The sequence below is a fragment of the Streptomyces sp. NPDC050422 genome (genome assembly GCF_044458665.1).
Classification (GTDB): Bacteria; Actinomycetota; Actinomycetes; order Streptomycetales; family Streptomycetaceae; genus Streptomyces.
Window position 1 is genome coordinate 23,141 of record NZ_JBITIE010000033.1, and the last position, 26,601, is coordinate 49,741.

The following is a 26,601-nucleotide window of genomic DNA, read 5'->3' on the forward strand; positions in this document are numbered from 1 at the left end:
ATCTGTGAACATCTCCTACCGTACACCGATCTGTGAAGGGACCTGTCATGCAGGAAGCGCGCCCTCTGACGCCGGCGGGTCGCCGCATCGTGGCGGCTGCCGAGGAGTTGTTCTACCACCGCGGCATCACGGCGGTCGGCGTGGACCTGATCGCCGAGCACTCAGGCGTGACCAAGCGGACCCTGTACAACCAGTTCGGTTCGAAGGACCATCTCGTGGCGGTCTACCTCACGAAGCGCGACCAGCGCTGGCGGTCGCTCGTCCGTGTCGCCGTCGACGGCGCCGGCACTCCCGCCGAGGCCGTCACCGCCCCCTTCGAGGCACTGCGGACCTGGAGCGGGACCAACACCCGGGGATGCGCCTTCATCAACGCACTCGCCGAACTCCCGGATCCCTCGCACCCCGCGTACCGCATAGCCGCGAACCAGAAGCTCTGGCTGCTGGACCTGTTCAAGGAACTCGCCGCCACAGCGGGGTGTTCGCGCCCGGCCACCCTCGCCACCCAGCTCCTCGTCCTGCATGAGGGTGCTGTCGCCACGCAGCCCCTCTCCCTGGACACCCTCTCGGAGAGTACCGACCTGGCGCGGGTCCTGGTTCGAGCCGGCACACCGCCCGGTCGCTAGAGCGTTTTCGGCAGCCTGACCACCCCTGACCGACGCTCGGGCGGGCAGCGGACAGGACGCAGCGGGCAGCGGCCTCGGAGTCGCTCGGCGCGCTTGCGGCAAGTCAGTCCGGGTCAGCGGCCCTTGCGTACCCGGGCCGCCGCGCGTGCTTCCGCCGCCTTGCGGGCGTCGGCCGTCCTGCGGGACTCCTTGGGGCGGCCCGGACGCGCGCCCATGCCGCGGAAGGGGGCGTTGCCGCTGCCCTTCCCCTCGATCGGAGGGCGCCTCGCCCCGGTGATGGCGGTCAGCTTCTCCTCGCCGGAGCGCACCTGGGTGACAGTCGGCCGGATACGGGCCTCGGTCATGATCCGGTTGACGTCCCGCCGCTGGTTCGGCATGACCAGCGTGACCACGCTCCCGGACTCCCCGGCGCGAGCCGTACGCCCACCGCGGTGCAGGTAGTCCTTCGCGTCGGCCGGCGGGTCGACGTTGACGACGAGGTCGAGCGCCTCGATGTGAATGCCTCGCGCCGCGACATCGGTGGCCACCAGCACGGTGATCTCGCCGCTCTTGAACTGTGCGAGCGTGTGCGTGCGTTGGGGCTGCGACTTGCCGCTGTGCAGGGCGCCGGCCCGGATGCCGCCGGCCCGCAGGTGCCGGGTGAACTGGTCCACACCGGCCTTGGTGTCCAGGAACATCAGCACCCGGCCGTCCCGCGCGGCGATTTCGGTCGCGGTCGCGTACTTGTCGGCGGGGTGGATGTTCAGCACATGGTGTTCCATCGTGCTGACCGAACCCGCCACACGGTCGAGCGAGGTCACTACCGGCTCATGCAGATAGTTCCGCACCAACTGGTCGACGTTGCGGTCGAGCGTGGCCGAGAAGAGCAGCCGCTGTCCGTCGGAGCGGACCTGGTCCAGGATTTCCGAGACCTGCGGCAGGAACCCCAGGTCGCACATCTGGTCCGCCTCGTCCAGCACCGTGATCCGCACCTGCTGCAGATCACAGGAACGACGCGATACGAGGTCGGCGAGCCGCCCCGGCGTCGCCACGACCACTTCGGCGCCGGTCCGCAGCAGCGCCGCCTGCCGGTTGATCGCCAGCCCGCCGACCACCGTCGCCAGCCGCACGTTCAGTGCCTGTGCGTACGGTGCCAGCGCGTCGCTCACCTGCTGCGCGAGCTCCCGGGTCGGCACCAGGACCAGCGCGAGCGGCCGCTTCGACTCCGCTCGCATGCCTGCCGTCCGCGCCAGCAGCGCGAGCCCGAAGGCAAGCGTCTTGCCGGATCCTGTCCGTGCGCGGCCGAGGACGTCACGGCCGGCCAGCGCGTTGGGCAGGGTCGCCGCCTGGATCGGGAAGGGCTCCGTCACGCCGAGGCCGGTCAACGTCGCCGTGAGTTCCGGCGGAAGCCCGAGGGCGGCGAAGGAGTCGACCGGCGGCAGGCCGCGGTCAGCCGTCTGCGGCGTGGTGAGTTCGCCCTTCGGGGCCGGCGGCTTCGCGTTCATGGGGGAACCTTCCTCGGTCTGGCGCCGGAACGCGCCGGGGCCCGTACCCCTCGGTACGGGCCCCAACGATTTCGAAGCGTGCCCCCAGTTTACCAGCGGGGGCCCCGGCGCATTCCGGTCCGGCCGCTCTCCGGCCGATCCGCCTGCCGCGCCCGGGCGGGCGGATCAGGCCTCGCCCATGACCAGGCCCTCGATGGTGTGCTTCTGCGTAACCGGCTCCAACACGTCGACGACCGCACAGTCCAGGTGACGCCGGACGCGCTCCGGAAGCGCTTCCCAGTAGGCCCGGGTCGCGGCAGTGTCGTGCCGGTCACCGTTGGCGGCTTCGGGGCCGTCCACTCCCAGGACGAGCACAGGGCGGGACTTCGCGGAGTCGTTCCTGGTACCGCGGTGGATGGTGAGGGCGGTACGGGCTGAAATGTCCCCGCGCCGGGGAAACTTGCGCACGGCCCGCTCTTCGTAGCGGGAGTAGTGCGAGCGGGGCGGGAACATGCCGTGCCCGAACTCCGGGCTGTCGTCCCACTGGGTGCCTGGCGCGATCTCGAAGGGGCCCATGTCCTCCTCCGTGTCCACAGCGGTCACGTTGAACGCCAGGGACGTCAGCCGCCGCTCGGCGCGCGTCTCCTCGGGCATGGGGAAGTCCCGGTGCCAGGGCTGGTTGACGGCGCCTTCGAGCGGTACGTCGAAGCCCAGCTCGACGATGCGGTAGTCGGGACCGAGCGCGGCGGTGCACACCGACCGCACCCAGGGGTGGTCGACGAGGTCCACGAAGCCGCGGAGCTGCTCGGGGTGCATTTCCACGTAGTAGCGGTGCGGGCCGCGTCCGACCGCACCCCCGGGGCGCGCGAGAGCCTCCCGGAAGGCCGCCTCGATGTCCTCGCGGAGCCGGTCGGCCCACTCGGGGGAGAAGGCGCCCTTTCGGGCGGTGATGCCGTCCGAGTACAGAGCCGCGACGTCGGACGACACATCGACGTCGAGGTCGGTCGGCGTGACTCCGGGGTACGGGTGCGGGCTCATGCGTCCTCCTTGCAATGGGGTCGGCCCCATATTGCATCGTTGATTTCAACGTGGCAATACCTCGCGGTGAGATGCATCCGCAGCCGGCACGGCATGCCACGATGGGCGGATGAGCAGCAGCCTGAAGGACGTAGCGGCCCGTGCCGGCGTTTCGGCGCGCACCGTGTCGAACGTGGTGAACGGATCCGCCCGGGTCGCGGCGCAGACGCGTCAGCGGGTGCAGGAGGCGATCGACGAGCTGGGGTACCGCCCCAACCTCGCGGCTCGCAGCCTGCGGGCCGGCCGCACCGGAATCATCGGGCTGGCCATCCCGGAGCTCCACTCGCCCTACTTCGGAGAGCTCGCTGGGCTCCTGGTCGAGGAGGCGCGTCGCCGCTCATGGACCGTGATCATCGAGCAGACGCGGGGAAACGCCGAGTTCGAACGACGGCTGCTGACCGGTGACAGCGGCCGGGTGATGGACGGGCTGATCATCAGCCCCTGGGCACTGACGGCGGATGAGCTGACCTCCACCGCGCACACCCTGCCCATCGTGCTGCTCGGCGAACGCAGCTCCCAGGGCAAGGCGGACCATGTGGCGGTGGACAGCGTGGCCGCGGCGGACGAGGCGACCACTCATCTGCTGGGGCTGGGGCGTCGCCGCGTCGCCGCGATCGGGCTCCAGCCGCATCTGCGGAACGGCACCGCACAACAGCGCACCGAGGGCTACCGCAGGGCGCTGCAGCGGGCCGGCATCCCGACCAGGCCGGAATGGGAGCGGGCCGTGACCTCACTGCACCGGGCGGACGGCGCCCGGGCCATGGCCGAACTCCTCGACGGCGAAACCGTCCCCGACGCCGTGTTCGCGTTCAGCGACGAACTGGCGCTGGGCGCCATGCACATGGCGCGCCTGAGAGGCATCCGCATGCCGGAGCAACTGGCCGTCGTCGGATTCGACGACGTCGAGGACGGCCGGTTCAGCCACCCGCCCCTGACCACCGTCTCGCCCGACAAGCGGCAGATCGCCCAGCGTGCCCTGCAGTGCCTGGCAGACCGCGTCTACAGCCCGCTCAACGAGGTGCCCGCCGCCAGTCTGACGATTCCGCACCGGCTGCTCGTACGCGGAAGCACTGTGGCGGAGGCGGAGGCATCCGAGTAGTTCGCCGGCCGCGACGGACGGTTATGGTTCCGTCGCCCCTGTCGGAAGCGCGCAGCGTGCTGGGTGGAGCGGCCACGGGGGACGCGGCGGGGTGACCATTCCGTATCGAATACTCGACGAACGACCTGGGGGTTGACCGGTGATCACTATGACCGCCGTCGGAGGCGTGGCACTCGTGGAACTGGGCATGGCGCTCACTCCGGGACCGAACATGATCCACCTCGCCTCCCGCGCGATCACGCAGGGCCGCCGGGCGGGCCTGGTCAGCCTCAGCGGGACCGCCGTGGCATTCGTGTGCTACCTGCTGGCCGCTGCTGCCGGCCTGTCCGCGTTGTTCGCCGCCGTGCCGGTGGCCTTCACGGTGGTCAAGCTTGCCGGGGCCGCCTATCTGGCGTACCTCGCCTGGAGCATGCTCAAGCCCGGCGGCCGCTCGCCCTTCGCGCCGGCCCAGGACCTGCCTCCGGTCTCCGACGCCCGCCTGTTCTCGATGGGGCTGCTGACCAACCTGCTCAACCCCAAGATCGCTCTCATGTATGCCGCGCTGCTCCCCCAGTTCCTGGACCCGCAGGCAGGCCCGGCCTGGGGGCAACTGCTCCAGCTCGGTGGTGTGCAGATCGTCGTCGGGATCTCCGTGAACGCTCTGATCATGCTGGGCGCAGCGCGGGTGTCGGGGTTCCTGGCCGCCCGCCCCCGCGCCATGACCGCCCAGCGGTTCGCGGCGGGCGGCCTGCTCGGCGCCTTCGCGCTGCGCACCGCGCTGTCCCGCACTGCTGCCTCCGCCTGAGCCGGGCCCGCGCGGTCGGGAGGGCCGCGCCGGCAGCGCGAGACGTCTCCATGGCCGGCCGGTCAGCCGATGGGGGCCGGCCGAGCCCGGTGGGGCAGTGGAGCCCCGGTACGACAGCAGGGCCCGGACCGCGATACGCGGTCCAGGCCCTGCTGTCGTGCGGTGCCGTCCTGCGGCGGCGGTGCGTCAGCTCTGTGCGGCGTCGTCGCCCGCCTGCCCGGCGGCCTTGGCCGCCTCTGCCTTTTCGCGCATCTTGCGCACCAGCTCCGCCTTCTGGTCGGCCGCGCCCTGGCGGTCGAGGTTGCGGTGCGGGCCGTTGTTCTGCCGTTCGGCGCGGGACAGCCTCTTGCGCTGGCCGCCGCCCATGCCCACGGGGTTGTTGATGTTCTTGCTTACGGTCACGGGTTCTCCCGGTAATGATGTGAAGTGATCTACGGATTCATCGGTGGAGGACGGGCGGCGACGTCGAAGGACGTCAGCGGGGGCCCATCACGCTCTCACTCGTAAATCGGTGTCTGGAAGAACATGACAAAGACGTTACCCGGTTCCGTCGGCCCCGCGCACCAACCTTCTCGGGCTCCTCGCGGAAGAGGGCGCAGTCGGGGCTGTCGGGTTTCGGAGTCGCCTGAACGGCATTCCACGCTCGGCAGTCGTGTCCGGGCGCGGGGATACGTGCGCCGAGGCACGAGCTATGCACCGTCGTTGCCGTCGCGCAGGGAGTGGATCATGCTCCGCAGGATCCGGAACGCGCCCGACTGCTCGGTCTCGGTCATGCCGCCCAGCATTCTGACCTCGACGGACCGGACCGCTACGGTCGCCTTCTCCAGGCTCTGTCGGCCGCGGGGCGTGAGCCGTGCGGGAAGAACCTTCCCGACGGCGCCTCCGCCGGCCTGGCGCCACCGGACGATCACCGCTCCCCGAAGGCCGCGATGGCGCCCGAAGCGCGAGAACCGACCGCTCCGGCGCCGGGAGCGGCGGTCGAGGTCTTCCGAGGGGGAAAGTGTCGACGTAAGCGGTGGTGCGGGCGTCAGTCGCGTTCAGCGATGAACCTGGCCAGAGCGGCAGCGACGGCGTCAGGCTGCTCGTCCGGGATGAAGTGTCCCGCGTCCGGCACGACGACGCCGGTGGCGTTGTCGGCCCACGGCCTGATGGAAGCTGCCATGTCAGGAATGGAGCCGTGGCTGCTGGAAATCCCGAGAACCGGCAGCGTCAGGTGCTGTCGTTCAAGGATCTCGTGGTTCTTCCGCGCCGATTCGGCGGCGTCCCGGTAGTAGGCCAGGGAGGCGCGAAGTCCGCCGTCAGCGGCGAGGGCCTTGGCGTACTGCTCGATCTCGGCCTCGTCGAAGGTGTCGGGGGAGAGGGCCTTGGCCTTCAGGAACCAGCCGACGTACTCGCGTTCGCGGCCTGCGAGCAGTGTCTCGGGCAGGTGGGGCACGAGGTGGAATGCGAAGTGCCAGGTCTTCCACGCCCTTTCGGGGTCGGTCGGGATGGTGTCGGGGAGCGTGATGCCCGGTATCCCCGCGTCGAGCAGCGCGACGCCACGCAGCCGGCTCTCGTACTTCAGCGCAAGGGAGAAGGCGACCCACGCCCCGATGTCGTGGGCGGCCAACCAGTACGTCGACACTCCGAGTGCTGTCACCGCGGTGTGGACGTACGCGGCGACCGTGTGCGTGTCGTAGCTGCCTTCCGGCCGTTCGGAGTGGCCCTGGCCCGGCAGGTCGATCGCGATGACGTGGTGGCGGTCGGTCAGGGAGGCCATGACCTTTCGCCATGCCCAGCAGGTCTGCGGGAATCCCGCGAGGAGCACGACGGTCGAGCAGTCCGGCCGGCCGCCCTCCACCACATGAAGTCGGACACCGTCCGCCTCGACCCACTGGTGAGTGAACCCGGCCAGGCCGAGCAGTGGCAGGTCGGGGACCGGGTTGCCGGAGACGCGGGCGGTGGCCGCAGGGGCAGTCATGGTCTTCCTCCATGGGTGTGGGGTGCGCGGCGAAGGCGGTGCCGACGGTGAACTACGGCGCGGAACGGGTCCGCGGCGCGGCCTTGATGACGGTCGTTCGGCGCCGGAGCGCGATCATGTGATCAGCCTAGCCATCTTGAACCATTTAGTTCAAGATGGCATGATCGGCAACAGAAGAGCTGGGCAGCAAGGAGATGCGGCATGGCAGGCAAGAAGCAGTTCGACACCGACGCAGTGCTCGATGCCGCGATGATCCAGTTCTGGCAGGCCGGCTACGGCGACACGTCGATGGACGACCTGTCCCGGGCAACCGGGCTCAACCGAAGCTCCATCTACTCCTCCCTCGGAGACAAGGACGCGCTGTTCCTGCGCTGCCTGGAGCGCTATGCCACGCGCTACGGAGGGAAGTACGACGCCGCGCTGTCCTGCGCCGGCGATCGTCCACTCGCAGCCGTGCGAGCGTTCTTCGAGGTCACTCTGGAACGCATCGCGAACCCCGATCTGCCCGACGGGTGCCTGGTGGCTCAATCCGCCATGGCGATACCGGTACTGAGCTCGAGCGTCGCTGCGCACACAAAGGAAGCGGTCGGCTTCCAGCGCACCCGACTGCGCGCCGCTTTGAAGGCCGGCGGACTGCATGACGAGAGGGCCGAGGCTTTCGCCCTCCACGTCGCGGCGGTGAATCAGTCCCTTGCCGTCATGAGCAGAACCGGGGCGAGCGCGGAGCAGTTGCGCGCCATCGTCGACGTGACCCTCGACGCGCTTGCGCAGGCTATCGGCGCGAGCGGCTGACGAGCTCGTTCCGACCGGTCCCTCACCGGCTGCCGTGCGTGAACTGCCTCACCTGCGGGTGGCGGCCGTCCGGATGGCCGAGCGGGGCGGGCCCCGCGGAGTTCGCGGCCGGCTTGGAGGCCCTGCTGCGGCCTTCACCCACCGCCTCCGCCCGGCCGCGGACGCCTCGTCGCCCACGAGTGTGGTCGACGTGCATCCGCACCGCGCCCTTGATCAGCCGGCTTCCGTCAAGGCTGCGTGCGCGGCGGCGAGGATCTCCCCGGAGAGCGGGGAGTCCTTGGTGGCCCGGGACAGGACCAGTGCGCCGAACAGGGTGCAGAGGCGGACGATGCCGTCCTGGTCGTCGGTGGTGAGGAAATCGGCGAAGTCGGCCACCCCCTCGGCGTAGACGCGACGGGCCTCCCGTCCCCCGCCCTCGCGTGCGATGTCGGTGGCGAGCGCGGCGACCGGGCAGCCGTCCGCCGGGCCGTCGCGGTGCTCGACGGAGAGGTAGGTGTCGATCAGCGCCTGCTGGGCGGCCTCGCGCTGCCCGTCGTACCGCTCAAGTCCCGCGGCGTAGCGCTGGCTGAGCTCGGCGAAGGCGTGGGCGGTGGCCTCGTCGACGAGCGCCTCCTTGGAGTCGAACTGCTTGTAGAAGGCGCCGTGGGTGAGGCCGGCCGCCTTCATCAGGTCGGCGACGCTGACCTGCGTGCCCTGCTCCCGGAACAGCCGGGATGCGGTGTCCACCACCCGCCGGCGATTTTCCTCCGCCTGTGCCTGCGATACGCGGCCCATGACAACCTCCCGTTTGGATGTCGACTGGCATCTATCATAGACCCGTGTTTAGATTGGATGCATAATCTAATTTGTTGCGGGTGTCCGACGGGCGCCCGCCAGGACCAGGAGCAGTCATGGAATTGAAGAACGCGGTCGTGGTCGTCACCGGCGCCAACCGGGGCTTGGGGCGGCACCTGGCTACCCAGCTCGTCGAGCGTGGCGCGAAGGTCTACGGCGCGGCCCGACGCCCCGAGACCGTGGACGTGCCGGGCGTCATCCCGCTGCGGCTGGACGTCACGGACGAGGCGTCGATACGAGAGGCCGCCCGCGTGGCGTCCGATACGACATTGCTGATCAACAACGCGGGCGTCTCCACCGGTGCGACGCTGATCGGAGGCGACGTGGCTGAGGTGCGGCGGGAGATGGAGACCAACTTCTTCGGCCCGCTCGCCGCGACCCGAGTCTTCGCCCCCGTCATCGAGGGCAACGGCGGCGGCGCCGTACTCAACGTCCTGTCCGCCCTGTCCTGGTTCCACCCGGCCGGCCTCGGCTCCTACGCCGCCTCCAAGGCCGCCGCCTGGGCGCTGAGCGACGCGACCCGTGAGGAGCTGGCACCGCGCGGGATCACCGTCTCGGCGCTGCACGTCGGCTACATGGACACCGACATGGCCGCCGACGTGCCCACCGATCAGAAGGTCGACGCCGCCGACGTCGCGGCCCAGGCCCTGCGCGGCATCGAGACCGGCCTGCCCGAGATCCTCGCCGACGAGACCAGCCGGTACGTCAAGCAGAGCCTGTCCGGGGCACCCCAGCCGAACGCGGGTTGACGCTCACCCCCTCACCCCGGCTCGACCGCCTTCCCACCCCTCATGCAAGGACATCTCATGCGGTACACGACCTTCGGTCACCGGACCGGACTTCGCGTGTCCGAGTACGCGCTCGGCACCGCGAACTTCGGCACCGGCTGGGGCGCGGGCGCCGAGCCGGCCGAGGCACGCCGGATCTTCGACCGGTTCGCCGAGGCCGGCGGCACCTTCCTCGACAGCGCGGACGGCTACCAGTTCGGCGAGTCGGAGGACCTGACCGGAAAGCTGATCTCCGCCGACCGCGACCACTTCGTCGTGGCCGCGAAGTTCGCCCTCGGCGCCGCCCCGCAGCCGGACATCTCCAAGACCGGCAACAGCCGCAAGAACATGGTCGCCTCGGTGGAGGCCAGCCTGAAGCGCCTGGGCACCGACTGCATCGACCTGCTGTGGGTGCACTTCCCCGACGAGCTCACTCCGATGGAGGAACTCCTGCGCGGACTCGACGACCTGGTGAGCGCCGGCAAGATCCACCATGCCGCGCTGTCCAACTTCCCCGCCTGGCGCGTCTCGCGCGCGGTAACCCTCGCGGACCTGAAGAACTGGGCCCCGATCGTGGGCATCCAGCACGAGTACAGCCTCGTCGAACGCACCGCCGACCGCGAACTCCTGCCCATGGCCGAGAGCCTCGGCCTGGGCGCCGCCCTGTGGTCCCCACTCGGCGGCGGACTGCTCACCGGCAAGTACCGCAGCTCCGCCGAGGGGCGCCTGAGTGACCTGGGCAGGGTCATCCAAACCGAGAGCACCGGCCAGAAGACCGCCGTCGTCGACACCGTCCTGGCCATCGCCGAGGAGACCGGCGTGACGCCCGCCCAGGTGGCGGTGGCCTGGGTGCGTGAGCGCGCCGCACGTTCCGTGGCCACGCTCGTCCCGATCATCGGCCCGCGCAACCTCTCCCAGCTCGACAGCTACCTCGGGGCCCTCGACGTCCAGCTGACCGACGCGCAGTACACCCGCCTGGCCGAGGTCAGCGCGGTGCCGCTCGGCGCACCCCACGAGGAGATCGCATCCTCCTTGGACCGCCTCCAGGGAGGCGCCGCCGACCGCGTCGTCGCCCCGGTCGTGCCGGTGGCCTGATGGGTGAACGCGGCTGACGACGCGTGAGCCCGCGCCGCGGTGAGAAGAACCGAACAAACTATCTCGTACTGGGAAAAGCCCGGAGCGAGCGGAGACCCCGCCCTTTCACGGACGGGAATCGGAACGGAGACGACGTTGAGGGCTTTCATGGTCGAGAAGTACGGCGACCGAGCAGGGATGCGCGCCGCCGAGCTACCCGACCCCCAGGTGGGTGCCGACGACGTCCTGGTCAAGATCCACGCGGCGGGCGTCAACCCGCTGGACCTCAGGATCCGCAACGGCGACTTCAAGGCGTTCCTGCCCTACCGTCTCCCGCTCGTTCTGGGCAACGACCTCGCCGGGACGGTCGTCCGGGTCGGCCCGTCCGTCACCCACTTCGCGGTGGGCGACGAGGTCTACGCCCGGCCCGACAAGGACCGCATCGGCACCTTCGCCGAACTCATCGCTGTCCATCAGGACGACCTGGCACCCAAACCGGCCACCCTCACCATGGCCGAGGCGGCCTCCCTCCCTCTGGTCGCCCTGACCGCATGGCAGGCACTGGTCGAGCGGGCACATGTGCAACCGGGCCAGAAGGTCCTCGTCCACGCGGGCGCCGGCGGCCTCGGCTCCATCGCCGTCCAACTGGCCAAGGCGCTGGGCGCGCACGTGGCCACCACCGTGAGCACCGCCAAGGCCGGCCTGGCCAAGGACCTGGGCGCGGACGTCGTCATCGACTACCGCACCCAGGACTTCGAAGAAGTCCTCGACGACTACGACGTCGTTCTCGACAGCCTCGGCGGCGACAACCTCGCCAAGTCCCTGCGTGTACTGAAGCCCGGCGGGATGGCCATCAGCGTCGCGGGCCCGCCCGACCCGGCCTTCGCCCGCGAACTCGGAGCGAACCCGATCCTCCGCCTGGCCATGACCGCGCTCAGCTTCAAAACCCGGCGCAACGCCAAGCGCCACGGCGTGACGTACTCATTTCTCTTCATGAAGGCGAGCGGCGACCAGCTGCGCGAACTCACCCCCCTCATCGACGCCGGGAAGATCCGTCCCGTCGTCGACCGCGTCTTCCCGTTCGACGAAACCCTCCAGGCCATGGAATACGTGGAGAAGGGACGGGCAAAGGCCGGCAAAATCGTCGTCACGATGACGTGAGGGCGGGAACGAGCCCAGGGCGCCAGTCACCTCGGACCACGAGAAGACCCCGCACACCCCACTCTCCCCAGGACACAGCCATGAGCGCACCGTCCAGTCCCCGGCGGACGGTGCGTCCTGACCCATTTGTCCGGCCCTTTTCCGGTGGGGATTCGGGCCGGACGGTAAGGGAACGTATCGGGTCAGTCGTGGACGTTGATCCGGTCGATGGTGCAGAAGGCACTGTTCGTACCGCCGCGCGAGCCGGGGCCGAGATCCCCGCGGACGTCTTCCCGGGCACCGGCCTGACCCCGGCCACCGGCTGGAACGCGGGCTCCGCCGGCGCCCCGTTCAGCCGTTACACCTACCGGCTGGGCGCGGCCCCGGCCGCCCCGCAGATCGCCCCGGCGGGGACCGGCCAGTGGCGGATCACCAGCGACTGCGCCGCCTTCGCCGACCTGGCCGACGCCCAACTCGTACTCGACTACCGGGGCGGCGTCGCCAACCTCGTCGGCGCCGGGGCGACGCTCACGAACGACCTGTACCACGGTGAGCCGTGGACCGTGGACCTGAAGAACCTGGACGACGCGGCCCGTGCCGACCTCCTCCTTCAGGTGCGGCGTGGGACCCCGCGATCCACGGCACCCCTCAGCCGTCCGGCACCACGCCGGCCCTGCCGTCATGGACCTGGAACCCGCGCCGCGAGGTCTCCTGGGCCTGACCGGTCCGGCTTCCCCCGGCCCCGGCGTGCGAGCTGCTCGTAGGTGTCGCCCTTCCGCAGGTGGGCCAGGACCAGCAGGGCCCGGCGGCAGCCGCTGCCACCGCGGGCCCCGCCGCCGGCGGTGGGTGTGCAGCCGGTTGGCCAGGAACCGCAAGGTGGAGCTGGGGCGATGCCGGATCGGTGGACAAGCCCGTGAAGCCTCTGGTGGGTCAGGTTCGGTCGAAAACCCGTCTACCAAGGGCTTCTTCGTGCTGTCAGCTCAACAGACAGGATCGTCCGCCAGGTTGGGACAGGGTCACTGCAGCCAGGTGTACGTGTTCCCGCCGTTGCCGATCTTCGCCGCCGCCTTGAAGGTGGCCCCCGCGCACCCGATCATCTGAAAACGCCTGTTCGGTCCGGAGCCACGAGGCCGCGGACCGAACAGGTTGTGGACACGGGAAACCGGTAGCTGCCCTGCTACCTGTCCGTGTGGTCAGGTCGGTCGGTCATGTTGCCCATCTTCCAGACGGTCATGGACTTGATGACGCTGCGGTCGCCGAACAGGCGCAGGCCCAGGGAGTCCTGTCGGAAGGGGCAGGCGCGGGTGTGATGGACCTGTGCGGCGACCGCACGGCGGCGTTCACGGCCTACGAGAACACGATGCGGCCCTTCGTCACTGAGCACCAGGCTCTGGGACGCGAGGGTGCGGAGCGGTTCTTCATGCCCGCCCCCATGCAGGAGGTGCTAGACATGCTCGCGGCCAACGCCCCGGAGAACACCCGCACGGAAGCGGTCTGCCTTCCCGGTGCGGTTCCGTCGCCAGAGCGCAAGACTCCATGCGAACCGGCCACGCGAACACGCGGATCTGCAGACCTGGGTCGCCTGCCACGACGCCGACCGTCTCAACACCGAGCTCGCGGGCCGGGCGGCCACCGTCATTCCCGGGTTCACGGTCACCGCGAAGGACGCGCTGTTCGGCGTCAGTTACACCGACCCGTACGTCACCGACGTCACCGCGCTCCTGGCCGCAGTCGTCGAAGGGGTGACCGCATGACCACGACCCTGTATGAGATCGAGACCAGCGAGAGCGCGACGGCAGCACCCACCCCGTCGAATGCATCTGGACCCCCGGCGAGGATGCGATGGAGAACGGCATCGTCATTCACCGCGGCCTATACGTACGCCCTAAGGGCTTGCAGAAGAATAAGTTGCGTGTTGCCAGTCTTGACACCACAGCTCAGGCCGGGTGTTCGACAGCAGGTTAATTCCCTGCAAGCCCTAAGGGCTGTCCCGCAATTCCTGGTGGATCAGCGCGCGGCGTCAGATGCGGTGCATCGCAAGGCGGAGAGGCGCCCGCATACTGGATGTATTCGGGCGTTTCGACAACGCGGCGAGGTGCCGTAGCTGTCGTCGTGCGCCCGCCAGGAATTGCGGGGCAGCCCTTAGGCGCGTGGGTCAGTAGACAACTCCCGCCTCGTGGTGAAGTGCGGCTGCCGACCGCTGCTCTTGAAAAGGCGTGGCTGTGGGGCAGTCGTAATGCGACAATCCGCCCGCAACTTGACCCACATCCGCGTCCCGGAGGTCCGTATGGACATTGCCTCGCTTCTGCCGTTGGCCACGTCCCGGTTGTCGCTGCGTCTGTTCGCTCCCGGCGACGCCGACGACCTGTACGCCTACCAGAGCCTGCCGAGCGTGGCACGCTACTTGTACCGGCCGGCGCACACGCGTGAGCGCAGCGAGCAGGTTGCCGCCGAGCGTGCGGCGCAGACGGCCTGGCGCGCCGACGGGGACAAGGTGGCGCTCGCTGTCTGCGGACGCGATGAGCCCGGCGTCCTTGGAGAGGTGAGCCTCACCCTGGCCGAGGACGAAGGTCACCCGCGGGGCCGGCAGCGCGGCTGCGGCTCTGGCCATGGTGTTCAAGCTGGCCGAGTCCGCCCAAGCCCGCTGGCGCGCGATCACCGCACCTCACCTCGTCGCCCTCGTCCACAACGGTGCCCGCTTCAAGAACGGTCACCTCGTCGAACGTCCCAAGGTCACCGCAGCGTGAACAACCCGGCTGCCCCGTCGTGACAATCACTCACCAGGAAGGCACCTCGGCATGACCGCCAAGTACGACGTCAAGCGCGAGCTCAAGAAGTGCTACTCGCCCAAGAACACTGACTGGGAACTCGTCGACATCCCCGAGCTCCATTTCCTTGCGATCGACGGGCACGGCGACCCGAACACCAGCGCCGCTTACCGCTGCGCGGTCGAGGCGCTCTACGCGGTCGCCTACACCGTCAAGTTCGCAACCAAAGGTGACCTCGGCAAGGACTTCGTCGTGGGCCCGCTTGAGGGACTGTGGTGGGCGGACGACCTGGACGACTTCCTGGCCAGGCTTAAGGACAACTGGCGATGGAGACTGCTCATCAACGTCCCCGATTGGATCACCAGTGACATGATCGAAGACGCCAAGCACACCGCCCTCACCAAGAAGAACTTTCCGGCTATTCGGGATGTTCGGTCACAGACGCTGCACGAGGGCAACAGCGCCCAGGTCCTCCACACCGGCCCTTACGACGACGAGACACCGATACTGACCAGGCTGCACCACGAGTACCTCCCCGCCAACAACCTGCGGGAGGCGGGGCTGCACCATGAGATCTACCTCAGCGACCCACGCAGGACTGACCCCGCCAAACTCAGGACGATTCTGCGGCAACCCGTAGAAGCGCAGTCCGGTTGAGCGACCTCGGCGTGTCAGTGAAGGGCCAATGCCCGCGAGGCAAGTGGGAGAGCAGTGCTCGTCGAGCGACCAGAAGAAGTCAGAAGGTGATCAGCAAGCGCAATGGGACGCTGATCCACAGGTCTTGACTGTTCCTCGGAGAGAGCACGTGCGCGCGACGATGCCGGGGAAAGCGGTGGTCGGCTCACCTTCGCTCGCACGGAGAGCACGGCGCTGCCTTGCGTGCCACAGCGCCGGGCGGTGTCAGCGTTCGCTCATGGACCGAGCACACCACCGCCTGGAGGGCTACAGCGTGACCCACCACCCGTCACCGAAACCCGATCGTTCACGGAGCTGGACTCCGTGCGCGGAGACTTGCTCGACGTCTACGCCGAAGTGCGCGCCCCACTGTTGCGCCTCGCGAACTACGCGATCTCCTCGTTCGGCGAGCGACTGGACCGGCACGGCTCTGAAGCCGGCTTTCGGCCGTACTCGCCTACGGAGGCGAGCACCCTGTGGGCTATGCCTACGGTGAGGTTTGCCCGCGTTTGCGGACATCTCTTAAGGGTCAGATCTTGGGATCTGGCCGAGGTGCCGTGGTGGGTACAGCCCGGTATTCGGAAGAGTTCGAGCAGGACGTGGAGATCGGCATCGAGGGGCATCTCGACGACGGAGGGTGACTTACGATGCCTGCTCCGCCAGTTGGGAAGCCTTCTTTGGTCGCTGCTCGGTACGCATGGCGAACAGGAGGAGGCCGGCCGCGGCGAAGACTGCGCCCGTAGCCACGTAGAGGGCCAGGGGTGTCCAGTCGGCGTCGAGCAGCCAGCCCGCAGCGGAGGGGGCGATGATGGCGCCCACGCGGCCGACGCTGATCGCTGCTCCCACGCCGGTGGCGCGCAACTGGGCCGGGTAGATGCCTGGTGTGAGTGCGTAGAGGCCGGCGATGCACCCGTTCACGGCGACGCCGATGACCGCGCCGACACAGAAGGCGAGAGTGAGGGCGTCAGTCGAGGTGGCGAATGCTACGACGAGTACAGCGGCCACGAAGAGGTACGTGCGCAGCACACTGATGAGGGCGTAGCGCGCGGCGAGTGCGCCCAGGAGGGCGGTGCCGAAGATGCCGCCCAGGTTGAGCAGGGTGCCGCCGGTGAGGCTCTGTGTCGATGACATGCCGGCTTCAACCAGCAGTGTGGGTGTCCAGCTGGTGACGAAGTAGAACGCGGCCATGACCAGGAAGAAGGCGCCCCAGAGCACCAGGGTGGGGCGACGCAGGTCGTGCGTGAGCAGGCTACGGATTCCACCTGTGGAGGATTCTGTTCCGTCCGTGTCGGGGAGTGAGACAAGTTCGGGCTGTCGCATACGTCGAGCGAGGGTGTTGACCCTGAGCAGGGCGTTGTTGGGCTTTCTGGAGAGAAGGAAGTCGAGTGACTCCGGGAGGAGCCAGAAGGCGAGGGGTATGACGGCCAGCGTGGCCAGTCCGCCGGCCACGAACACCGAGCGCCATCCGTGATGGTCGATGAGTACGACCGACGAGAGACCGCCGACCGTCGCGCCCACGGCGTATCCGGTTGAGTTGAGGCTGACGGCCAGGCCGCGCCAGCGGCGCGAGGCGAACTCGCCGGCGATGACGTTGCTGCAGGCCAGTACCGCGCCGATGCCGATGCCGGTCAGAAGGCGGAGCGCGCCCAGCTGCTGCCAGTTCTGGCTGGTCGATGACAGCATCATGCCGCCTGATGCGATGGCCAGACCTGCAAGGATGACGGGCCGTCTGCCGATCCGGTCCGCCCACGGGGCGACCAGAAGAGCGCCCAGAGCCATGCCGGCCAGGCCGCTGCTGAGCAGAAGGCCAAGTGTGCCGGAGTCCAGATGCCATTCACCGGAGATCGTCTTTCCGGTGAAGGACATGACGAGGACGTCGAATCCGTCGAGGGTGTTCAGGACCACGCATACGGCGATGACGCCCCATTGGAAACGGCTCATAGGTCCGTTGTCCAGGGCATCCCGGAGACGGGCGCTCATCGGGTGGCTCGCTGCGTGGTGGGGCGTTCGGGGTACATGTACATGGCGCACTCCGCTGTCGACTGCGATGGATCCGACTGAGCCCCAGGAGCGTCGCGTGGCGTCCTGGCCGGTTCGGATGTGGGTGCAGTCATGTTGCGAGGGTCGGCGTTCGGCGGCCAGGTGTCTTTCCGGATGGCGGAAAGGCAATTGTTCGGGAGGAGGAAATCTCAGAAGGCTGATGCGTGAATGGCCCGTGAGATGGCCCGGCCGGCGGAGCGGACCAGGTCTGCCAGTGGTCCCACGCGCGCGGTTCCGTGCCGGACGACGACGGAGACAGCTGCCTCCACTTCACCGTCCGTGCCCGTGACGGGTGCGGCGACCGAGAGGGTGTCGGCGGACAGCTGTCGGTCACTCACTGCGTACCCGCAGACCCGAATCTGAGCGAGGACTCTCCTGAGCTGGACATCGTTGGTCAGTGTGAACGGAGTATGCCGACGGATCGGCCGGGCCAGCGCCTCGTCCTGCACCTTTGCCGGTGCGTGGGCGAGGAGCACCAGCCCCGCACCTGTGGCAGTGATGGCCAGTCGTCCACCCACTCGTGTCAGGGTGGGCACGGCGCCGTCGGCGCCGATGCGCTCCACGAAGACGACCTCGGAGTCGTCGCGGACCGCGAGTTGTACGTTCTCGCGGGTGAGGGAGGAGAGGTCGTGCAGGTGAGGCAGTGCGAGTTCGCGGATCCCTTGGCTGCGGGGTGCGAGGGACCCGACTTCCCACAGCCGTAGCCCGACACGGTAGCGTCCCTGGGCATCGCGCTCCAGGGCTCCCCAGGTGAGAAGTTCACCCAGCATGCGGTGAACGGTCGACACGGGCAGACCCGCTCGGCGGGCCAGGTCGCTGAGAGACAGGTGCGCATGATCGGCGGTGAATGCGCCGAGGATTTGCAGGGCGCGGCCGATGACAGGGCCCGTACCTGTGGGTGGCGAGGGCTGCTGCTCGATCCCTCGGCGCGGTGGGGCTGTGATCGTGCGGCGGTCGTGAGCCAAGGCGTGTGACTCCTTCTTCGACCGGGGTGGGCGAGCCCGGCAGCCTCTGTTCCTCAGCGAACGGGAGGCAGAAGTCCGACTACGGGTGGCGTCCGAAGGACGCCTGCCCAGGTCTCATGCTTCGTCGCGGAGCGACTCCCCGTCCAGCGAGGCGAGTCTGCTGAGGATGTCGACCGCCATGGCTCGTTCACCCGCGGGTAGTGATCCGAGGAGTAGTTCGTTGATCCGCTCTGCTGGAACGATCAGGGAGTCGAGCAATTCGGCGCCCTCGTCGGTGAGGCTCAGCAGCGTTCGTCTGAGGTCTTCCTCGTCGCGCACCTGGCTCACGTAGTGCTGGTCGGTCAGGCGGCGGACCATGTGGTTGACGGTGGAACGGTCCAGTGAGGTGAGGTGTGCGAGAGTCCGCTGGTCGATGCCGGGGTCCCGGCTGAGGGCGTTGAGGATGGCGAATTTCTGGGAGGTGATCTCCTTGGAAACGTGCTGGGTCCAGAGGGCTGTGTGCACTTGTTCGGCACGCCGGATCAGATGGCCGATGTAGTTGGGCAGCTCCAGTGCGCGTGCCACGGCGCTCCGTCCGTCGTCGAGGTGGTGCCGGCAGGAGAGGCAGCCGGTCCGATGGAGTCTAGAGAGTGCGCGACACCACCTTGGGTGCGACGTGTCGGTCAGCGGGCCCGACGCCCGGGGCGCTGGTCGTAGGGGGTGGCCCGTGAGCCGTCGACCCCCACTTCCAGACGTCCGACCCGCTCGATCTCGAGGACGACACGGTCCCCGTGGCTGAGCGGTCCCACGCCGGCCGGTGTGCCCGTCGCGATGATGTCGCCCGGGTGGAGCGTCATCACGGACGAGGTGTAGGCGATCAGGTCCGCTACCCCGAAGATCAGGTCGGCTGTGTTGGTGCGCTGCCGGGTGGTGCCGCCGACGTCGCAGCGTAGATCGAGGGAGTCGGGGTCGGGGATTTCGTCGGCGGTGACGATCCAGGGTCCGACCGGTGTGAACGTGTCGAACGACTTGCGTGTGGAGCGGTCTTCGCCGGAGCGGACGGTGATGTCCAGCACGCAGGTGTACCCGAAGACGTAGTCCAGCGCGTCTGTCGCGTCGACGTGAGAGGCGGTGCGCCCGATGACGACACCCAGTTCGCCCTCCTGATCGGTGCGCTTGTCCGTGTAGGGCAGGACGATGTCCTGGCCCGGCCCGATGACCGAGGAGTTGGCTTTCAGGAAGACGCCGAGGTCGGCGACCGATGTGGTGTACTCCATCTCTGCTTTGTGGTCGAGGTAGTTGACCGGGGCGCCGACGACCTTTCCGGGCCGGGGCAGCGGGGATTCCAGGACCGCATCGCTGAGCGGGACGCGTGCGCAGTCGGACACGTCGACATCCACCGCGCCGCCGCGCGCGAGGGTTTCGATGTACTGGTGCAGTGGGCCGACCGCAGTGGGGCGGCTGCCTTGGGCGAGTTGTTCGGTCACGTCGACGAGGTGGTCACCGTCGACGATTCCGAGGCGTCCTTCGTTGAACAGGGCCAGGCGCATCGTGGCCTCCTTGTGAAGTGTCGGGGTGTGGTGGATCAGGCGCCGGGATCGGCGCTTTCGGTGCGGTAGAGGCCGAGGGAGCGCATGACGGGCTCGTCGCTGTACGAGAACAGCACGGCATCGTCCGAGGTGGAGGCGTTCAGATGACGGTAGGAGGCCCAACCGGGAACGGCGAAGGTGTCGTGCTCGGACCAGTCCAGACGCACGCCGTCCACGATCGTGGCGCCCTCGCCGCGTACGACGTTGAAGATGGTGGACGCGGTGTGCCGGCGGCCGGCTCCCCGGAACCCGGGGCGCAGACGCTGGATGCGGCAGCCGATGGTGGGCATGACCGGGCCGCCCGTCCACGGGTTGGTGTACTCCAGGACGATGCCGTCGACGTCGCTTCCTTCGGCGGTGTCGGCGATGCCCTCCAGGGACCGCTGGGTCTCCTGCCAGGTGTAGCGGGTCACGGGGGAGTTGGGCCCGTCCGGGGAGAGCCATACGGGGTTGAGCCGGCCGTGGAGGAACTGCCTGCTGCCGGCGTCATCGGCTCGGGTGACCGGTTGCAGACGCTGGTGGAACTTCTCGTAGAAGCCGGCCTCCAGAGCGTTGACCAGCGGGTAGTCGAGAGCGTCGAGCCAGATCATCGGCACGTCACCCTCGTGGGTGTGATCGTGCCAGTGCCACCCCGGAGTGAGCAGCAGATCACCCGGGGCCATGAAGACACGCTCGCCGTTGACCGTCGTCCACGCGCCACTTCCCTCGAGAACGAAACGGAAGGCGTTGGAGGTGTGCCGGTGGGCCTGCGCGGTCTCGCCCGGCAGAATGATCTGCAGGCCCGCATAGAGCGTGTTGACCGTGGCCGGGGGGTCGGCCAGGCCGGGGTTGACGAGCATGAGGACCCGGCGTTCGGCCTCCTCCAGGGACAGGGTCCTGGAGAAGTGCAGGAGATGAGGCCGCAGCTCCTGCCAGCTCCATCGGTAAGGCACGGCACGGCTCTTGGGCTCGGCGGGGAACAGGTTGCCGTAGAAGCGCCAGAGCGGAGCCGCCCCGAGTCCCTCCAGTGCCTTGTAGGCGAGTTCGTCGGTTGTCATGGTGTCCTCCTGCGAGTGCGGGATCACGGAGTGGGGACGGCGGCCGGGGCAGGTGTCCACACCCAGGAGACGTCGTCGAAGTCCTCGGGGGCACGTGACGCGAAGAGCTGGTTGCGCAGGGTGGCGCCCATGCCTTCCAGGTGGCAGATCTCGCCGAAGCGCCGGGCGTTGGTCTGGATCCGCGCGGCGCGCTCGCGGCGCTGATCGGCGTACGCGGCGAAGGCGTCCGCAGGGTCCGTGAACCGGCCGAAGGACTGCCCGAGCGCGACGGCATCTTCCAATGCCTGGCAGGCTCCCTGGGCCAGGTACTGCAGCATCGGGTGCGCGGCGTCACCGAGCAGGGCGATCCGGCCGTGGACCCAGTTGTCGATGGGCAGGCGGTCGTACAGAGGCCAGCGCCGGTCGCGTGCTATCAGGGGCAGGGCGTCGCGCACGGTCTGGCAAGTTCCCGCGAAGCGTTCTTCGAGCTCGGCCTCAGTGCCCCAGTCGTCCGAGTCCGGTGTGTAGTGGTCGCTCTCGAACACAGCGACCTGGTTGTAGAGCTCGCCGCGCCGTACCGGGTACTGCACCAGGTGCATGCGAGGCCCCGCCCAGACCATGACCGCATCAGAGGCGGCGTGCTGCGACATCCGGCCGGTCATCCTGTCGGCGGGAAGGGCCCCGCGGAACGCTACGTAGCGGGAGCAGACCGGCTCTCCGTCGCCGACCAGGGCCTGACGCAGCCGCGAGTGCAGACCGTCCGCCGCCACGACGGCGTCGGCTGTGAGCCTCGGCGCCGTCCCGGTGAAGTGGAGGTGTACGGCGGATTCATCCTGTTCGGCGTGCGTGACGGTGTGTCCGGTGCGCAGCGTGACGGCGGGGTGCGCCTGGCAGGCGGCAAGGAGGGCCGCGTGCAGGTCCGTGCGGTGGGTGACCAGGTAGGGATGTGTGAAGCGTTCGGTGTAGGCAGCGCTGCGCAGATCGAGAGAGGTGACCTGGTCCCCGCTCAAGGCGTCCATCATCACGAGCCGGGGCGGGGCGACCGCAGTGCGCTGGACTGCATCGAGCACCCCCAGTTCTTCGAGGGCTTGTGAGGCGTTCGGGGCGAGCTGCAGGCCGGCTCCGATCTCCCCGAACTGGGCAGCTTGTTCGAGGAGAGTCACGTGGTGACCGGCGCGGGCGATCGACAGCGCGGCGGCCAGGCCGCCTATGCCACCGCCGACCACGGCGATGCGGAGTGCAGCAGGGGTCACGGACATATGGCCTCCTTGGTCAGGGAAGTGGAGGACACCGAGGGGAAGCGCGAGACGCGCTAAATGATCAGTAGGCCAATCATTGGTGTACGGATCATATTGCGAGGGTGTTACCCCGGTGTCAACGGTTCAGGGGAGAAAGGTCAGCAGGGAACGCGACGTCAGGTCCGTCTGATCAGCATGCGGCCGTATGGCTGTCCGCGTATACGCGAGCTTCGGTGTGCGTGATGATGTCCGCGAACGTTGTGCCCGGGGCTGTTTCGACGAGGGCGAGGCCGCGATCGGTGACGTCCAGGACGCCGAGGTCGGTGATGATGCGGTGCACGCATTGCTGACCGGTGAGGGGCAGAGTGCACTCCTCCACGATTTTGGGGCTGCCGTCTTTGGCGGTGTGCTCCATGAGGACGATGACACGCCGGGCGCCGTGGACGAGGTCCATGGCGCCGCCCATGCCCTTGACCATCTTGCCGGGGATCATCCAGTTGGCGAGGTCGCCTTGAGCCGACACCTGCATAGCGCCGAGAACGGCGGTGTCGATGTGACCCCCGCGGATCATGCCGAAGGAGAGCGAGGAGTCGAAGAAGGAGGCACCGGGCAGGACGGTGACGGTTTCCTTGCCTGCGTTGATGAGGTCCGCGTCCACCTGGTCCTCGGTGGGATAAGGGCCGGTACCGAGGATGCCGTTCTCGGAGTGGAGCACGACGTGGACCCCGGGCGGGAGGTAGCCGGGGATGAGAGTGGGGAGGCCGATACCCAGGTTGACGTAGGAGCCGTCAGCGAGTTCATCGGCTGCGCGGGAGGCCATCTGTTCTCGGGTCCAGGGCATCAGTTGCCCACCCTCCTCTTCTCGATGTGCTTGTCAGCGGCCTGCTCGGGGGTGAGCTCCACAACCCTCTGCACGTAGATGCCGGGCAGGTGGACCTCGTCGGGGGCCAGTTCGCCGGGTTCGACGAGTTCCTCGACTTCGGCAATGGTGACGCGGCCGGCCATGGCCGCGAGGGGGTTGAAGTTCGCCGCAGCCCGGCGGAATACGAGGTTGCCGTGCCGGTCGCCCCGCCATGCCCGGACGAGGGCGAAGTCGGTGGCGATGCCGTGCTCCAGGAGGTACGTGCGCCCGGAGAAGTCCCGGGTCTCCTTGGGTGGCGAGGCGACGGCGACCGTGCCGTCGTGTGCGTAGCGCCAGGGCAGGCCGCCCTCCGCCACCTGGGTGCCGACGCCGGCGGGCGTGTAGAAGGCGGGTATCCCGGCGCCGCCGGCCCGTAGGCGTTCGGCGAGGGTGCCTTGCGGGGTCAGCTCCACCTCCAGTTCTCCGCCGAGGTACTGCCGGGCGAACTCCTTGTTCTCGCCCACGTAGGAGCCGGTGACACGGAAGACGCGTCCTGCGGCGAGCAGGACGCCGAGGCCGCGGCCGTCCACTCCGCAATTGTTGGAAACGACGTGCAGATCGCTTGCCCCTTGTTTGTGCAGGGCGTCGATGAGGACATCGGGAATGCCGGAGAGTCCGAAACCGCCGACGGCCAGTGAGGCACCGGCGGGGATGTCTGTGACCGCCTCGGCGGCGCTGCCACTGACTTTGTCCACGTGTGATTCCTTCTGTGTGATGGCGCCGGGCGGGACGGTGGACCGGCCACGGTCGATGACGGGATCGGCGCGGCGATGAGCCACCGGGTTTCGACGGCCTCCTCGTGGATCAGGTCGCCTTCGACGACCAGCGCTCCTTCGGCGGCGAACCGCAGAACTGCTGCCCAGCCCTGACCTCGCGCGGTGCCGGAAAGCAGAGCCACCTTGCCTCCGAGCGGTTTCACACCGCGGACTCGGGGCGAAGGGCGTCAGACACGGATTTGACGCCGCCGTGCGCGGTGAGGCCGCCGTCGACGGGTATCTCGGCACCGCTGATGAACGATGACTCGTCGGACATCAGGAAGACCACCAGGGGAGCCACCTCGTCGACGCTTCCGGTGCGCCCCAGCGGGGTCTCGCGGATGTTGGTCTCGCGGAAGGCGGGGGCGGCGGAGGCGGTCATCTCGGTCTCGATGTAACCGGGATGGATCGTGTTGACCCGGATACCGCGGGGGCCGAGCTCCAGCGCGGCGGCCTTCGAGAGGCCCCGCAGTGCCCACTTGCTGGTCGTGTAGGCGACCGGGTAGTGGCCGGTGAGGGCTGCTGACGAGCCGACGTTCACGATGGAGGAGCCCCGGGGCATCAGCGGTATGAGGTGCTGGATGCCGAGGAGAGGGCCGGTGACGTTGACCGCGTGGACGCGGGCCATGTCGTCGGGGCGTACGTCGCCGACGCGGGCGCGCCAGGTGATGCCGGCGTTGTTGACCAGGCCGTGCACCTGCCCGTACGTCTCCCGCAGTTCGGCGGCGAGGCCGGCCCAGTCCTTGTCGCTGGTGACGTCGAGACCACGGCACCTGCGCACGGGTTCGATATCCGTCGCGATGACGTGGGCGCCCTCGCGGGCGAGGGCGGCGGCCTCGGCGGCGCCCTGGCCGCGGGCTGCGCCGGTGACGACGATGACCTTGCCGAGCAGTCTCATGGAGGGCTGGTCGGTCACGGCCGCTCCCGGTTGCGGCGACGGCCGGCCGGCAGGGGAAGGGGTTCTGCACCGGGGACCACGGTGTTGGTGAGCGTGCCGATGCCCTCGACGGTCAGGCTGACGGTGTCGCCGGTCTGCAGTGGGGGCGGGGTCTGCTTGCCGTGCAGGCCCCAGAGTTCGGCGAGGCAGCCTCCGTTGCCGCAGGTGCCCGAACCGAGGACGTCGCCCGGGACGACGCGGGTGCCGCGGGAGGCGTAGGCGGTCATCTCCTCGAAGGTCCAGCTCATGTTGGACAGCAGGTCCTCGCCGATGGTCTCCCCGTTGATTGTGGCGGTGAGGGCCAGACGCAGGAAACCTTCGGCGTCGCGGTGGGGCTCCAGCTCGTCGGCGGTCACGAGGTATGGGCCGAGGGTGGTCGCGGTGTCCTTGCCTTTGCAGGGGCCGAGGCCGACCTTCATCTCGGCGGACTGCAGGTCGCGTGCGGACCAGTCGTTGAAGACGGTGTAGCCCACGATGTGGTCGCGGGCTTGTTCCGGGGTGAGGTCGCGGCCCTCGCGGCCGATGACGGCGCCCACCTCGAGTTCGAAGTCGAGCACAGCGGAGCCGGGCGGCACCGGGATCCCGTCCCGGGGTCCGTAGATCGCGTGCGGATTGGTGAAGTAGAACGTCGGCGCCGCATACCACTCGTCGGGCACACCGGCGACGCCGTCGATCGATCGGCGCACGCCTTCGACGTGCTCCTCGAAGGTGACGAAATCGCGTACCGAGGTGGGCTGGAGCGGGGACAGCAGCCGGACCTGGGACACATGGGGCCCGGCCGGCACATCGAGTGCTGCCGAACCTGCGGCGAGCAGTCCGGGCAGCCCGTCGGTCTCCGCGAGCAGCGCGGTCAGAGACGTGACGCCGGGCAGGGGGAAGAGTGTGCCGTCCTCTTCCACGACGGCCACCCGGTGGCGGTGCTGATGTTCGTAAGAGGCGAAACGCATGGTGCGGCTCCGGCGGAGTGAGGTCGGGTCAGGGGAGGGCGCATGAGGCCGTGGACCGTCGTGATGCGGCTTCGGAGGGCGGCTGACCGGGCGGAGCGGCAAGCTGCGGTGGTCCACTGCATGCCGGCGAACCGGGTGGGGCGGGCCGGCGCGCGTGACTGAGTGTGCCCGGCTCCGGGGGCGCGACGGTGGGCCGGGCAGGGACCGTGCCGCCGCGCCCCAGGAGCCGACCCGGTCAGAGGGGCGGGGCGATGAACACGCCGTGGTCGGGGTCGTTGAACGACTCCTTGGCGACGATCTCGTTCATCGCGTTGGCGGTGCCCCACTGGTCGGTGACTTCCGGCTGGGAGAAGTCGTAGACGTGGGGGTGCCAGGTGTCCTCGTCGAGGTTCTCCAGCTCCGTCGTGTACTCGACGGTGTTGCCGTGCGGGTCGAGGAAGTACGTGAAGGTGTTGTCGCCCGCCATGTGGCGGCCGGGGCCCCAGACCTTCTTGAAGCCGGCACGCATGACCCGGCCGGAGCCGCGCATGTACTCGTCGATGCCGCGCATCTCGAAGGAGACGTGGTGCAGGGCGGTGTGGGGGCCCTGGGCGATGGCCATGGAGTGGTGCTGGTTGCTGATCCGCATGAAGTGCATGACCTCGCCCATGTGCGGCGAGGAGAGCGTGTCGGAGAGGGCGAAGCCGAGGTGGCGCTCGTACCACTCCCGAGTGCGGTTCAGGTCGGGGGAGTTGAGGACGACGTGGGACAGCTTGACCGGGATGGCCTCCTTCTCCTCGATCCTGCGGTGCTGCCGCACCTCCACGTTGGCGGACACCTCGATGGTGCGGCCGTCGACGTCGAAGAAGCGGAAGCCGTACCCGCCGCCCGGGGTGTCCACCTTCCCGGGCCGGCTGATCAGCTCGACGCCGCCGGCCAGCAGCCGCTCGGCGAGGGTGTCCACGTCGGCCGGGTTCGCGGCGCCGTACGAGACGAGGTCGAGACGCTTCTCCTCGGCCCTGCGCAGCCGTACGACGTACTGCTCGGGGGAACCCTCGGCGGCGAGGAACGAGATCCCGGAGTCCTCGGCGACCTTGGTCAGGCCCCACACCCCGGCGTAGAAGTCGAGTTGCTTGTCGTAGTCGGGCACCGCGAGGTCGACGTGCCGAAGGTGGGTGAGCAGGCGTGCGTTCATGGTG

General features: G+C 68.8%; 26 protein-coding genes and 4 pseudogenes. 13 read left to right on the plus strand and 17 right to left on the minus strand.

Annotated elements, in window-relative coordinates:
• Window positions 1-47: 47 nt before the first annotated feature.
• Window positions 48-623, plus strand: coding sequence for a TetR/AcrR family transcriptional regulator (locus ACIBJG_RS35810; protein ID WP_399314113.1), 576 nt, complete (start codon window positions 48-50; stop codon window positions 621-623).
• Between the two features lie 113 nt (window positions 624-736).
• Here ACIBJG_RS35810 and ACIBJG_RS35815 read toward each other — a convergent pair whose 3' ends face one another.
• Window positions 737-2,107, minus strand: a complete 1,371-nt coding sequence (locus ACIBJG_RS35815) for a DEAD/DEAH box helicase (protein ID WP_399314115.1) — start codon at window positions 2,105-2,107, stop codon at window positions 737-739.
• A gap of 165 nt (window positions 2,108-2,272) precedes the next feature.
• Entirely contained in the window at window positions 2,273-3,124 is an 852-nt protein-coding gene (locus tag ACIBJG_RS35820; RefSeq protein ID WP_399314116.1) for a phytanoyl-CoA dioxygenase family protein, read from the minus strand.
• 109 nt (window positions 3,125-3,233) lie between these two features.
• Between ACIBJG_RS35820 and ACIBJG_RS35825 the strand changes: the two genes are divergently transcribed.
• Both ACIBJG_RS35825 and ACIBJG_RS35830 read left to right on the plus strand, forming a co-directional pair.
• Window positions 3,234-4,262, plus strand: coding sequence for a LacI family DNA-binding transcriptional regulator (locus ACIBJG_RS35825; protein ID WP_399314118.1), 1,029 nt, complete (start codon window positions 3,234-3,236; stop codon window positions 4,260-4,262).
• A 139-nt stretch (window positions 4,263-4,401) separates the two neighbouring features.
• The gene (locus ACIBJG_RS35830; RefSeq protein WP_399314120.1) at window positions 4,402-5,046 is read left to right on the plus strand and encodes a LysE family translocator; all 645 of its coding nucleotides are present in this window, start codon (window positions 4,402-4,404) and stop codon (window positions 5,044-5,046) included.
• Between the two features lie 186 nt (window positions 5,047-5,232).
• Here ACIBJG_RS35830 and ACIBJG_RS35835 read toward each other — a convergent pair whose 3' ends face one another.
• From ACIBJG_RS35835 to ACIBJG_RS35845, 3 genes and pseudogenes are all read right to left on the minus strand, one after another.
• Window positions 5,233-5,448, minus strand: a complete 216-nt coding sequence (locus ACIBJG_RS35835) for a DUF6243 family protein (RefSeq protein WP_399314122.1) — start codon at window positions 5,446-5,448, stop codon at window positions 5,233-5,235.
• Window positions 5,449-5,735: 287 nt separating this feature from the next.
• Window positions 5,736-5,938 (minus strand): annotated as a pseudogene (locus ACIBJG_RS35840) (MarR family transcriptional regulator); the annotation flags it as partial.
• A gap of 135 nt (window positions 5,939-6,073) precedes the next feature.
• Window positions 6,074-7,006, minus strand: a complete 933-nt coding sequence (locus ACIBJG_RS35845) for an alpha/beta fold hydrolase (protein ID WP_399314123.1) — start codon at window positions 7,004-7,006, stop codon at window positions 6,074-6,076.
• Between the two features lie 201 nt (window positions 7,007-7,207).
• Here ACIBJG_RS35845 and ACIBJG_RS35850 point away from each other — a divergent pair, with 201 nt between their 5' ends.
• Window positions 7,208-7,798, plus strand: a complete 591-nt coding sequence (locus ACIBJG_RS35850) for a TetR/AcrR family transcriptional regulator (RefSeq protein ID WP_399314125.1) — start codon at window positions 7,208-7,210, stop codon at window positions 7,796-7,798.
• Window positions 7,799-8,011: 213 nt separating this feature from the next.
• On the opposite strand, the gene ACIBJG_RS35855 is transcribed toward ACIBJG_RS35850, so the two are convergent.
• The gene (locus ACIBJG_RS35855; RefSeq protein WP_399314127.1) at window positions 8,012-8,572 is read right to left on the minus strand and encodes a TetR/AcrR family transcriptional regulator; all 561 of its coding nucleotides are present in this window, start codon (window positions 8,570-8,572) and stop codon (window positions 8,012-8,014) included.
• Between the two features lie 116 nt (window positions 8,573-8,688).
• Between ACIBJG_RS35855 and ACIBJG_RS35860 the strand changes: the two genes are divergently transcribed.
• From ACIBJG_RS35860 to ACIBJG_RS35900, 9 genes and pseudogenes are all read left to right on the plus strand, one after another.
• The gene (locus ACIBJG_RS35860; protein ID WP_399314128.1) at window positions 8,689-9,381 is read left to right on the plus strand and encodes an SDR family oxidoreductase; all 693 of its coding nucleotides are present in this window, start codon (window positions 8,689-8,691) and stop codon (window positions 9,379-9,381) included.
• Window positions 9,382-9,438: 57 nt separating this feature from the next.
• Window positions 9,439-10,494, plus strand: a complete 1,056-nt coding sequence (locus ACIBJG_RS35865; RefSeq protein WP_399314130.1) for an aldo/keto reductase — start codon at window positions 9,439-9,441, stop codon at window positions 10,492-10,494.
• A gap of 135 nt (window positions 10,495-10,629) precedes the next feature.
• Window positions 10,630-11,634, plus strand: a complete 1,005-nt coding sequence (locus tag ACIBJG_RS35870; RefSeq protein ID WP_399314132.1) for an NADP-dependent oxidoreductase — start codon at window positions 10,630-10,632, stop codon at window positions 11,632-11,634.
• Between the two features lie 188 nt (window positions 11,635-11,822).
• Window positions 11,823-12,377: a hypothetical protein gene (locus tag ACIBJG_RS35875; protein WP_399314134.1), complete on the plus strand. Its 555-nt coding sequence runs from the start codon at window positions 11,823-11,825 to the stop codon at window positions 12,375-12,377.
• A gap of 741 nt (window positions 12,378-13,118) precedes the next feature.
• Window positions 13,119-13,367, plus strand: coding sequence for a hypothetical protein (locus ACIBJG_RS35880; protein WP_399314188.1), 249 nt, complete (start codon window positions 13,119-13,121; stop codon window positions 13,365-13,367).
• Between the two features lie 533 nt (window positions 13,368-13,900).
• Window positions 13,901-14,128: pseudogene (locus tag ACIBJG_RS35885) on the plus strand (GNAT family N-acetyltransferase); the annotation flags it as partial.
• 46 nt (window positions 14,129-14,174) lie between these two features.
• Window positions 14,175-14,360: pseudogene (locus ACIBJG_RS35890) on the plus strand (IS256 family transposase); the annotation flags it as partial.
• A 51-nt stretch (window positions 14,361-14,411) separates the two neighbouring features.
• Window positions 14,412-15,038, plus strand: coding sequence for a GyrI-like domain-containing protein (locus ACIBJG_RS35895; RefSeq protein WP_399314136.1), 627 nt, complete (start codon window positions 14,412-14,414; stop codon window positions 15,036-15,038).
• 333 nt (window positions 15,039-15,371) lie between these two features.
• Window positions 15,372-15,550 (plus strand): annotated as a pseudogene (locus ACIBJG_RS35900) (GNAT family N-acetyltransferase); the annotation flags it as partial.
• Between the two features lie 148 nt (window positions 15,551-15,698).
• Here the strand turns inward: ACIBJG_RS35900 and ACIBJG_RS35905 are convergent.
• From ACIBJG_RS35905 to ACIBJG_RS35955, 11 genes are all read right to left on the minus strand, one after another.
• On the minus strand, window positions 15,699-16,997 hold the full coding sequence (locus ACIBJG_RS35905; protein WP_399314138.1) for an MFS transporter: 1,299 nt from the start codon (window positions 16,995-16,997) through the stop codon (window positions 15,699-15,701).
• Window positions 16,998-17,245: 248 nt separating this feature from the next.
• Entirely contained in the window at window positions 17,246-18,061 is an 816-nt protein-coding gene (locus ACIBJG_RS35910) for an IclR family transcriptional regulator (protein ID WP_399314140.1), read from the minus strand.
• Window positions 18,062-18,175: 114 nt separating this feature from the next.
• On the minus strand, window positions 18,176-18,625 hold the full coding sequence (locus ACIBJG_RS35915; protein ID WP_399314143.1) for a MarR family winged helix-turn-helix transcriptional regulator: 450 nt from the start codon (window positions 18,623-18,625) through the stop codon (window positions 18,176-18,178).
• A 98-nt stretch (window positions 18,626-18,723) separates the two neighbouring features.
• Window positions 18,724-19,590, minus strand: coding sequence for a fumarylacetoacetate hydrolase family protein (locus tag ACIBJG_RS35920; protein ID WP_399314146.1), 867 nt, complete (start codon window positions 19,588-19,590; stop codon window positions 18,724-18,726).
• A 35-nt stretch (window positions 19,591-19,625) separates the two neighbouring features.
• Window positions 19,626-20,666, minus strand: coding sequence for a cupin domain-containing protein (locus tag ACIBJG_RS35925; protein ID WP_399314148.1), 1,041 nt, complete (start codon window positions 20,664-20,666; stop codon window positions 19,626-19,628).
• A 23-nt stretch (window positions 20,667-20,689) separates the two neighbouring features.
• Window positions 20,690-21,898 carry an FAD-dependent monooxygenase gene (locus ACIBJG_RS35930; protein WP_399314150.1) on the minus strand — a complete coding sequence of 403 codons (1,209 nt, stop codon included), beginning with the start codon at window positions 21,896-21,898 and terminating at the stop codon, window positions 20,690-20,692.
• Window positions 21,899-22,073: 175 nt separating this feature from the next.
• Window positions 22,074-22,724 (minus strand): CoA transferase subunit B, encoded by a 651-nt coding sequence (locus ACIBJG_RS35935; protein WP_399314151.1) that lies wholly within the window; start codon window positions 22,722-22,724, stop codon window positions 22,074-22,076.
• On the minus strand, window positions 22,724-23,479 hold the full coding sequence (locus ACIBJG_RS35940; RefSeq protein WP_399314153.1) for a CoA transferase subunit A: 756 nt from the start codon (window positions 23,477-23,479) through the stop codon (window positions 22,724-22,726). The genes ACIBJG_RS35935 and ACIBJG_RS35940 overlap by 1 nt, the downstream gene beginning before the upstream one ends.
• A 220-nt stretch (window positions 23,480-23,699) precedes the next feature.
• Window positions 23,700-24,437 (minus strand): SDR family NAD(P)-dependent oxidoreductase, encoded by a 738-nt coding sequence (locus tag ACIBJG_RS35945; RefSeq protein ID WP_399314186.1) that lies wholly within the window; start codon window positions 24,435-24,437, stop codon window positions 23,700-23,702.
• A gap of 14 nt (window positions 24,438-24,451) precedes the next feature.
• Window positions 24,452-25,423, minus strand: coding sequence for a fumarylacetoacetate hydrolase family protein (locus ACIBJG_RS35950; protein ID WP_399314155.1), 972 nt, complete (start codon window positions 25,421-25,423; stop codon window positions 24,452-24,454).
• A 235-nt stretch (window positions 25,424-25,658) separates the two neighbouring features.
• The gene (locus tag ACIBJG_RS35955) at window positions 25,659-26,597 is read right to left on the minus strand and encodes a VOC family protein (RefSeq protein WP_399314157.1); all 939 of its coding nucleotides are present in this window, start codon (window positions 26,595-26,597) and stop codon (window positions 25,659-25,661) included.
• Between the last annotated feature and the right edge of the window lie 4 nt (window positions 26,598-26,601).

What these genes read in the sequence shown, in the direction of transcription:
- ACIBJG_RS35810 (WP_399314113.1), top strand. Translation starts at nt 48, where the DNA reads ATGCAGGAAGCGCGCCCTCTGACGCCGGCGGGTCGCCGCATCGTGGCG.
- ACIBJG_RS35815 (WP_399314115.1), bottom strand. Translation starts at nt 2,107, where the DNA reads ATGAACGCGAAGCCGCCGGCCCCGAAGGGCGAACTCACCACGCCGCAG.
- ACIBJG_RS35820 (WP_399314116.1), bottom strand. Translation starts at nt 3,124, where the DNA reads ATGAGCCCGCACCCGTACCCCGGAGTCACGCCGACCGACCTCGACGTC.
- ACIBJG_RS35825 (WP_399314118.1), top strand. Translation starts at nt 3,234, where the DNA reads ATGAGCAGCAGCCTGAAGGACGTAGCGGCCCGTGCCGGCGTTTCGGCG.
- ACIBJG_RS35845 (WP_399314123.1), bottom strand. Translation starts at nt 7,006, where the DNA reads ATGACTGCCCCTGCGGCCACCGCCCGCGTCTCCGGCAACCCGGTCCCC.
- ACIBJG_RS35850 (WP_399314125.1), top strand. Translation starts at nt 7,208, where the DNA reads ATGGCAGGCAAGAAGCAGTTCGACACCGACGCAGTGCTCGATGCCGCG.
- ACIBJG_RS35855 (WP_399314127.1), bottom strand. Translation starts at nt 8,572, where the DNA reads ATGGGCCGCGTATCGCAGGCACAGGCGGAGGAAAATCGCCGGCGGGTG.
- ACIBJG_RS35860 (WP_399314128.1), top strand. Translation starts at nt 8,689, where the DNA reads ATGGAATTGAAGAACGCGGTCGTGGTCGTCACCGGCGCCAACCGGGGC.
- ACIBJG_RS35865 (WP_399314130.1), top strand. Translation starts at nt 9,439, where the DNA reads ATGCGGTACACGACCTTCGGTCACCGGACCGGACTTCGCGTGTCCGAG.
- ACIBJG_RS35895 (WP_399314136.1), top strand. Translation starts at nt 14,412, where the DNA reads ATGACCGCCAAGTACGACGTCAAGCGCGAGCTCAAGAAGTGCTACTCG.
- ACIBJG_RS35905 (WP_399314138.1), bottom strand. Translation starts at nt 16,997, where the DNA reads ATGAGCCGTTTCCAATGGGGCGTCATCGCCGTATGCGTGGTCCTGAAC.
- ACIBJG_RS35920 (WP_399314146.1), bottom strand. Translation starts at nt 19,590, where the DNA reads ATGCGCCTGGCCCTGTTCAACGAAGGACGCCTCGGAATCGTCGACGGT.
- ACIBJG_RS35925 (WP_399314148.1), bottom strand. Translation starts at nt 20,666, where the DNA reads ATGACAACCGACGAACTCGCCTACAAGGCACTGGAGGGACTCGGGGCG.
- ACIBJG_RS35935 (WP_399314151.1), bottom strand. Translation starts at nt 22,724, where the DNA reads ATGCCCTGGACCCGAGAACAGATGGCCTCCCGCGCAGCCGATGAACTC.
- ACIBJG_RS35945 (WP_399314186.1), bottom strand. Translation starts at nt 24,437, where the DNA reads ATGAGACTGCTCGGCAAGGTCATCGTCGTCACCGGCGCAGCCCGCGGC.
- ACIBJG_RS35950 (WP_399314155.1), bottom strand. Translation starts at nt 25,423, where the DNA reads ATGCGTTTCGCCTCTTACGAACATCAGCACCGCCACCGGGTGGCCGTC.
- ACIBJG_RS35955 (WP_399314157.1), bottom strand. Translation starts at nt 26,597, where the DNA reads ATGAACGCACGCCTGCTCACCCACCTTCGGCACGTCGACCTCGCGGTG.